Raw genomic sequence first — 6,340 nt, 5'->3', positions numbered from 1 at the left:
CTGTCCGGTCCTCAACCTGGACAGAACACCTCAACCCGGAACAACGCCGGGGCCGTGCGCTGTTACCTAGGTCCTCGAACAGGATTGTGCCGTAGATTCCGTCGAGTCGTGAGTCCGTGGGGTGCTTGGCGAACTCACTATCAATGAGCTGCTGCTTGACCTCTCGGCCGAAGCCGATGAGCTCATTCGTTGAAGCGGGTTCAACTGAGAGGCCCGCGTGAGCTGCGTTGACTTGGGCATAGATGGCTCCGCCGAAAGCGATGTCGACCGACACTGACCCTCGACTGGTTTCGAGCAGAACGTCCTGCGCTATCAAGTAGCTTGGGACGTTCACGAAGTCCACCCCAATCACCGGACCGGCTGGATGATGCACCATCGCTTGCACTCGGCCCGACGGCACATCGATCGTCACCGTGCTCAGGCCGCTCGAGTCGGGCGGCAGCACGCCGTTCTCGATCGCCCAGGCTCCGAGTGCGATCGTCCCGTGGCCGCAGGCCGTTGAGAACCCATCCTTATGCCAAAACAAAACGCCGAAGTCGGCCCCATCGTTGTCGGGGGGCGTGATGAAGCCGCCGTACATGTCCGCATGACCTCGGGGCTCGAAACAGAGAACCCGTCGAAGGTCATCGATCGCGGTTCCTGGGGTCGCTCGTGCTCGCCTCTCAGCAACAGTCGCGCCCTCTATGTCGACGGGGACTCGAGCCATGATGCGGAAGGGCTCTCCCCCCGTGTGATAGTCGATCGTTCTTAGCGTTCCGACGTCCATGCACGTCTCCTCGATGGTTGGTTCCTGTGGGCGAACGTGTCTTGACGACGCCGTCTGTGAACGTTCAGTTGTTCGGGAAGTGGCACGCGACCTCCTGCCCGCCCCTGTGGAGCTCGATCAGCGGAGGGTCGACCTCCTCACAGATCGCTGAGGCTTTCCAGCATCGAGTCCGGAACACACACCCGGTCGGCCTTGAGGTTGGGCTTGGAGGATCGCCAGGCAGCACGATGCGGCCGTTACTGCCTCCCCGTTTCCCGGGGATGGCCGACAGCAGTGCTTCGGTGTACGGATGCGCCGGTCGGCCGTAGATTCCGGCGGCCGTCCCGTACTCGACAACCTTGCCAAGGTACAGAACTAGGAGACGATCTGAGATGTGACGCACTACCGACAGGTCGTGACCGATGAAGATATACGACAGGCCAAGCTCCACCTGGAGCTGAGACAGCAAATTGAGCACCTGCGCCTGGACTGAGACATCGAGCGCGGAAACGGGCTCGTCGCACACGAGTATCTTGGGATGCAACGCCAGGGCTCTAGCGATGCCGATTCGTTGACGCTGACCGCCGGAAAACTGGTGGGGATATCGGTTTCTATGGTCGGGGTTCAACCCAACCATCTCGAACAGTTCGCCTACATAGCGGTCACGGTCGGGCCGCGCAACCACGTCCCGATGGACTTGCAGCGGTTCTGTGACGATCTGGCCCGCGGTCATTCTGGGGTCGAGTGAGGTATAGGGGTCCTGCATCACCAGTTGGATGGACCGACGTAGCTGGCGTGATTCTGTGCGGGAGAGTCGAGCGAACTGGTGTCCGAAGATCTGTACTGTGCCACGGGTGGGCCGTTCAAGCCCCACAAGGAGGCGTGCGAGAGTGGACTTCCCGCACCCAGACTCTCCGACGATGCCGAGCGTCTCCCCGACCCCGAGTGTGAAGCTGGCGCCTTCAACGGCCCGTAGAACCGGGCGATGCCCGGCGATGCGGCGGCCGGCGACGCCGTACTCCTTCGAGACGCCATCTACGACAAGCACCGGGTCAGCGGGGCTGCTGGACATGCCACTCATTGGCAAACTCCCTCCAGTTGTGGCAAGCGACGGCGCGCGACGGGGCGACATCAGCGAGCGAGGGAACATGCCCTAGGCATTCGGTCGATGCCCACAAGCATCTCGGTGCAAAACTGCAGCCTTGCGGGACGTCCGACAGCAGCGGTGGAGAGCCCTTGATTGCGGTGAGCTGACCTCGTGCAGTCTCAGCGGATGGCACTGACGACAAGAGCGCCGCTGTGTACGGATGCATAGGCGACTCGAGCACCTGGTCGGCCGGCCCCTCTTCTACGATCCTGCCGGCGTACATGACGATGACTCGATCGGCGACCTGCGCCGCAACACCCAGGTCGTGCGTGATGAGCACCAACCCCATCTTGATCTCATCGACAAGGCTCTCGAATAGTTCGAGGATCTGCGCTTGGACTGTGACGTCTAGAGCGGTGGTCGGCTCGTCCGCGATCAGGATCTTCGGCCTCAGCGCGATGGCCATGGCGATCATTACCCTTTGGCGCATCCCTCCAGAGAACTGATGAGGGTAGGCCGAGAGGCGTCCAGCTGGGTCTGGGATTCCGACCCGCGCCAGGATGTCAATGGCCCGAGCCCTCGCCTCGCGGCGACCGCTACCTAGGTGCACCCGGAAACACTCGGTCAGTTGCGCGCCGATCGACTGCACAGGGTTAAGCGCCGCCAGGGAGTCTTGGAACACCATCGCCATGCCGGGACCACGGACACGTCGCCACCCTCGAGCGTCTAGCGACAGCAGATCGTCAGTTCCGAAGATCACCTCGCCGGAAGAAGCCCAAGCCCGTTCAGGAAGTAGCCCCATCATCGACATTGCTGTGAGGCTCTTACCCGAACCGGACTCGCCTAGCACGACGACTGTCTCCCCGGCCTGAACGTCGAGCGAGACGTCCTTTACGGCTGTCACGATCCCGGTGCGCAACCTGATGTCGATCGCCAGGTTGCGAACGGACAGGGCGGGACTTTCGGCCGCGGAGCGACTCTGGGATCTATCCATCTGCCATCTCCTCGGGGTCGGGCATGGAACTGTGCGAACGTCGGCCGGACATTCTTATCGCGCTCTAGGGTCGAAAGCGTCACGAAGAAGATCGCCGATCACGACAAAGCTGATCACCGTGATTGAAAGAGCGGCGCCCGGAAACAACAGCAGGTGTGGGGCAACCGAGAATCTTGTCTCAGCGCTCGCGAGCTGGAGTCCCCAGGAGATGGCCGGATACTCGAGTCCAACCCCCAGATAGGTCAGTGCCGATTCGGCAGCGATGAAGCCACCAACGCCAAGGGCCGCGTAGACCACTAGCGGGGTGATCGAGTTCGGCACGATGTGACGAAAGACAATCCAGAGGTGTGGAGAACCGAGCGTCCGGGCCGCGTTGACGTAATCTGAGTGATTTACCTGCACGACGGATGCGCGCATCAACCTCGTCCACGTCGGCCATGCAAACGACGCCAGGACCAGCGCTATTAGAAGAATCGATCGGTCTTCGATAGTGGTCAGAATGATGATCGCGCCGAGTATGAAAGGAAAGCCGAGAAATACGTCCGCAAGTCGAGAAACGCCGACGTCTAGAATGCGACCGCCGTAGCCTGCAAGGAGCCCTGAGACGACAGCGATCAAGAAACAGATCAAGGAGGCGAGAACTCCGACGAGAACAGAGGCGCGAGCGCCGTAGATCACATTCGCATAGAGGTCGCACCCTTGCGTGTCAAAGCCGAATGGATGTCCGGCCGCCGGCCCCCGACTGCTGTTGGCGAGATCGCACGCGCGTGGGTCACCATTCCCGAACCAGCCCGCGAACAACCCGGGCCACGCGGCCATCGCGATGAGCGCTGCGACACATATGGCAGCAATGACGAACAACGGGTTCCTGAGCAGGTCTCGCCACGCATCACGGGCTAGTGACTCCCGACGGGTCAGTTCGCCCCCTCGCGTTCGGCGCTTCACCGGATGATCCTTGGGTCCAGGACGGCGTAGAGAAGATCGACCACGATGTTCGCCACGAGGAATACAAGGATCATCATGGTCGCCAGCGTCACGACGACTACACCTTCTTGGCGACTGATCGATTGATAGAGGTACTGGCCGATGCCTGGCAGGTTGAAGATCCCCTCAACGATGATCGCGCCGGTCATAAGCATGCCTAGTTCGATGCCCAGGAGCGTGACGGCCGGAATCAGAGAGTTTCTAAAGGCGTGGCGAACGTAAACCCTGCGAGCGCTGAGCCCTTTCGCACGTGCTGTACGAACATACTCGGATCTAAGGCTGTCGATCATCTCGGAGCGCAGCAGACGGATGACCGAGGCAGTCCCGAACGCCGACAGGACGATCGCGGGCAGGACGTAGCTTGTCGGCCATCCCGCACTTGGGCCGGCCACAGGCAGCCACCCCAGCCTGGATCCAAAGACGAGTTGGAGGAAGAACCCCAGAACGAAAATCGGGACAGAGATCATCAGCATGCTGGCACCGAGAACCGCATGGTCAATCAGGCGTCGATGCCGGATGGCAGAGAGCATCCCGAGCCCAAGCCCGAAGAGGGCTTGAAATACCCACGCGGTGAGAGCGAGCTGCACGGTCACTGGCCATCGCCGCGACATTTCGTCGGCGATCAGCCGACCTTGGAAATCGTTGCCGAGATCGAACGTCAAGAGGCCTTTCATGTAGTGGCCATACTGGACCAGTAGCGGATCGTCGAGGTGGTGGGCCTGGCGTATCGCGGCGATGGTGCTCGGCGAGAGCTCTTGACCAGCTGCCAGGGACATAACGGGATCACCCGGCAGCGCCCAAACACATACGAAGATGATGAAAGTAACACCCAGCAGTACGAAGGCCGCTTGCGCCAGCCGTCCCAGAACGAATCGCAGCACGACTTCGGTCCTACTCTCTCCTCGACAGGCCGTGGGTTCGGACGCCAATGGACTTGACGTCCGAACCCACACCTACGTCCCGACGGAACAACGAACTTGTCAATCGCTGACTTGCACGCCTGCGTAGTCCAGGTATGCAGAGCCCGGCTTTGTCGGCATCTCACTGACACGCGGCCCGCCCACGAAGATGGTTCCATTCCACAGCAGAGGCAGAACGTACGCCTTCGCCATCAGGTCCTCTTCGACAGCCTGCAGGTCTGACACGGCCTCTTCAGCGGGCTTGGCCGTTGCGGCTGCAATTCGTGCGTCAATGGCCTCGTCACAGTGCCCACCCGTGGTCATGAGGTACTGACCAGTGCACTGGAAGGAGCGCAGCCCATAGTCGCGAAGCGGTATCGATGAAAGGACGCCTCCCACCACGAGCCCCCGGGCCTCGAACTTCGCGAGATCCTCGAAGTAGTCGGCTGCGGTCGGGTATGCCTTGATCCCCACATCGATGCCGAGGTTTTGTCGGAAGCTGTTGGCGATGGCCTCGACCATCTCCTTCGGCTGTCCCTGGGGTGTGTAGTACAAGACCAACTCACCCTCGATTCCTCCTGCCGAATCGAGCACCTTCTTGGCTTCGTCAGGGTCAAAGTCGCACGTGGGGCCACACGCCTCGGTAGATCCACCGAACCATCCCGGTGGGTAGATACCGGTCGACGGAACCCTGTAGCCTCCAAACACTGCTTCATTGATGCCCTCCCGGTCCACTGCCATGGACAACGCCTGACGAATCCGCACATCTTGGAGGCGCTCGTCTGACTTGGAGACGCCGAGCCAAGTCGCACCGATTGCATCGGACACAACGACATGGTCTTTGCCGAAGCGGTCTTCCAGTTGGCTCTCCCGACCGCTTGGAACCGCCGGGAACCCGCCGAGGATGTCGACGTTGCCGGCCTCCAGATCGGTGTAGGCGGCGCCGCCGTCTTGGTAGATCTTGAAGACCAACTTCTCGGCGTTCGCCTTGGGACCCTGGTAGTCGTCGAATCGCTTCATTGGGATCTCACGGTTGTGTTCCCACTTGCCGTCCATCATGAACGGGCCGCTTCCCACAGGGCTCTCCTCAAACGCCGCCATGTCATCGAATGCGGCTGGCGGCAGCGCCTTGAACGGCGACCCCGGATGGAGGAGCCAAAGTGGGAATCCGCCGTTAGGGGCCTTGAGGGTCACTCGGAGCGTGAGGTCGTCGACGACCTCCACACCCGTCAGCTTGTCGGTCTTGGGCTCGCCGCTCTCCGGGTTCAGGGCGTCATATCCCTCAATGTTGATCGTCAGCCCGTTCGTTCCCCAGGCATTCGGGCCGTATGCCGCGGCGTTGACAGTGTTGGCATAGTCTTGAGCGGTGATGGGCGTGCCGTCGTGGAAGGTCCATCCTTCCCTGAGCTTGATCGTCCACACGCGGCTGTCCTCGGACGAGACCGATTCGGCTTGGACATAGTCGAGAGTGCCATCGGGTTTCAACGCCACTAGGGGTGCGTAGAGGGCGTTCAGGATCGAGAACGAGGAGCCAGCTGCAACCCAGCCAGGCACCAGGTGGTCCGGTTCGGTCACAGCGACGCTAAAACTCCCACCGTCAGCGGTGGAGTTCGACTCGCTCGAACATCCGG

The 6,340-nt window shown here is 61.2% G+C and carries 6 protein-coding genes; all 6 read right to left on the bottom strand.

Annotated features, from left to right (window positions below; all coding sequences use genetic code 11):
- Positions 1–706 (bottom strand): proline racemase family protein (locus ACFFIA_RS42405; protein ID WP_377262966.1); only part of this gene is annotated, 706 nt, incomplete at its 3' end.
- 124 nt (positions 707–830) lie between these two features.
- Positions 831–1,826, bottom strand: a complete 996-nt coding sequence (locus ACFFIA_RS42400) for an ABC transporter ATP-binding protein (protein ID WP_377262960.1) — start codon at positions 1,824–1,826, stop codon at positions 831–833.
- Positions 1,798–2,826 (bottom strand): ABC transporter ATP-binding protein, encoded by a 1,029-nt coding sequence (locus ACFFIA_RS42395; protein ID WP_377262957.1) that lies wholly within the window; start codon positions 2,824–2,826, stop codon positions 1,798–1,800. The genes ACFFIA_RS42400 and ACFFIA_RS42395 overlap by 29 nt, the downstream gene beginning before the upstream one ends.
- A 54-nt stretch (positions 2,827–2,880) precedes the next feature.
- Complete coding sequence (locus ACFFIA_RS42390; protein ID WP_377262955.1) at positions 2,881–3,771, bottom strand: ABC transporter permease; 891 nt, start codon at positions 3,769–3,771, stop codon at positions 2,881–2,883.
- A complete protein-coding gene (locus ACFFIA_RS42385; RefSeq protein WP_377262953.1) occupies positions 3,768–4,691 on the bottom strand; it encodes an ABC transporter permease in 924 nt (307 codons plus the stop codon). Before ACFFIA_RS42385 ends, ACFFIA_RS42390 begins: the two co-directional genes overlap by 4 nt.
- A 99-nt stretch (positions 4,692–4,790) precedes the next feature.
- Entirely contained in the window at positions 4,791–6,284 is a 1,494-nt protein-coding gene (locus tag ACFFIA_RS42380) for a peptide ABC transporter substrate-binding protein (RefSeq protein ID WP_377262951.1), read from the bottom strand.
- Between the last annotated feature and the right edge of the window lie 56 nt (positions 6,285–6,340).

Origin of the sequence: Phytohabitans kaempferiae (assembly GCF_042433955.1) — a bacterium.
GTDB lineage: Bacteria > Actinomycetota > Actinomycetes > Mycobacteriales > Micromonosporaceae > Phytohabitans > Phytohabitans kaempferiae.
The sequence above is the reverse complement of the archived record's forward strand: the minus strand, read 5'-3'. Positions and strand labels throughout refer to the sequence as shown.